The organism is Paraburkholderia nemoris, assembly GCF_905221015.1.
GTDB lineage: Bacteria > Pseudomonadota > Gammaproteobacteria > Burkholderiales > Burkholderiaceae > Paraburkholderia > Paraburkholderia nemoris.
Map to the genome: position 1 here is coordinate 1 of NZ_CAJNBO010000095.1, position 2,016 is coordinate 2,016.

Consider the following 2,016-nt stretch of genomic DNA (forward strand, 5'->3'; position numbering starts at 1 on the left):
TAGCGTCCTCATTGTTGCACTTAGCCAGGCCTGCCGCGAGATGTCGCCCGCCGAAATCAGACGCGTCGGTTTCGATGGCCTCTGTCGCAAGCCGTGTCCACTATGGATGTTAACGGATATGCTTGGCGAGCACTTCGATGCGCAGTCAGATCCGTCATGATCTGCTTTTTTTCGTTATCAATTCAGAAGCAATCCTAAGTTGATGCATAAACTTCAGCTGTGGCGGAAATGTTTCCGGCGAGCAGTCGCCAACTGCTCATGCTTCCGGGCGGAAAGCCCTTTTTCGCCGCAAGCTGACACGATTGGAAAATAGCTCGTCGAGCAATGCCCAGCTACCTACCAGCGTGGCCAGACCGATTACCCACCCGCCCTAGAGCGAATGGCACTTACTTAAGCCCGTGGAGCGTGTCCATATTTTCGGACGCGCTCGCGTGCGATGTGACGAGGCTCTTTCAGCCATGGGTAAGACTTCGGTCTTCGTTTCCGCATTCGTGGTTCGATGCGACTGGGGCGATTCCCAACGCAAGACTGTGCGATCAGGTTGAACAGGAGACTCTGGTCGTGGGTTGCTGTCAGACCTCGGGCCAGCCATTCAGTCCATAACTGCACGGTGTGTTTGAAACTCAGTGTTCTCGGATCGGTGGCATAGTGGCTCGCGGCCTGCGCCATCAGCAACCGAATCACGTTATAGGCCAGCAGATGGACCCAGATCTCCTTCTCGTTCATGTGGGCTGTCTGGCAATGCAGTACGTCCATACCCATCGTCGTCTTGATGTTACGTAGATCCAGTTCCACGTTCCAGCGCCTGGCGTACAACTGCGAGAGGTCCTGTTTGCTGGTCTTGCGTGCATCAAGCATTGTGGTGACCAGCACCCGGTGATGCAGCCTGGACTCGCGCACCATCAGTTCATCGGGGAAGGCCTGGTACTGCTCACGCGTCATCCAGTCGGGACGCTGCCGGGGTTTGGGCCACGTCACAATGTGATCGCGCATGCCCAGCGACTTGCCTCGCCGGAAGTCCGTGCGGCGCGCCCCATGCTGTTCCATCACGACATCCACTCCGGCGGCGATCATTGAGGCCATCAGAAAGTAGTGGCAGTACAAGGCATCGGCGACGATCACATCACCTTTACAAAACGTATCTTGCAGCATGCGAAACGCCGTCAGCTCCCCGCTGCCTTTGCCCGCGTACGTTCCGACACCCGCCTCCAGCACTGCGCCGCTTGCCAGACAGATCACCGCAACCAGATAGGCTAACGGAAATCCCACTCCTTCGGCCTGAGAACTGGACTGCGGGAAGCGGGCCTGGTTCGACGGCGTATCGGGCATCGAGATTCCTGTGCCGTCAACCAGCTTGACCGGCCGCCCGCGCCACTTCCAGGCCGGCCTGGCCTGCTCATGCAGTTGACGCCCCGTCTCGCGCGCCAACTCCCGCACCATCGTCAGCGGCAGTCTCTGGCGAGCGCGACAGTAGCCTCCCGTACGCACACTCATGGGTCGCAGCCCGTCGGCAGCTCGCTGCGCGGCCCACCCGTTGACCGCCTTCTGACAGGAGGCGTCCTCTTCCAGCGCCTGGCGCATGAACATCGACAGTGTCACCGTCGGCGGATACAGCCGTTCCCGATGTTCTGGCAAATACGCTTCCGTTATGTCCAACAGCTCCGGGCTCGTCAGTATGTTGAAGTAGTCGACGGCCTGTGCCTTGCGCGCCTGGCTTTGAACGCTGCTTCGTGTTTGCCTGTGATGACTTCGTGCATTACGATCCATGGGGGCTGTTCTTTGGAATGAGACGGTGTTTGCCTGGTAACAACCATCGTATCAATCCTCGGATCAGCCCCCTCCCTTTCTCTTCAAGCACTTACCCGCGTCTTCTCCTCCATGCTGGCTTAAGTAAGTGCCATTCGCCCTAGATGCTATGTGGGAGGGCAGCGACAGAAAGCCCGACTGGAGTAAAACGGGAGTTGCACACTCGTTTTCTCCGAAGGAGCACGCAAATGGATACGCCTGACACAGCCC

The 2,016-nt window shown here is 58.2% G+C and carries 1 protein-coding gene; it reads right to left on the reverse strand.

Translation table 11 applies throughout. From position 1 onward, the window contains the following. Positions 1-390 precede the first annotated feature (390 nt). Positions 391-1,767 (reverse strand): IS4 family transposase, encoded by a 1,377-nt coding sequence (locus tag KHO33_RS41785; RefSeq protein ID WP_200568555.1) that lies wholly within the window; start codon positions 1,765-1,767, stop codon positions 391-393. Positions 1,768-2,016: the final 249 nt, after the last annotated feature.

What these genes read in the sequence shown, in the direction of transcription:
- KHO33_RS41785 (WP_200568555.1), bottom strand. Translation starts at nt 1,767, where the DNA reads ATGGATCGTAATGCACGAAGTCATCACAGGCAAACACGAAGCAGCGTT.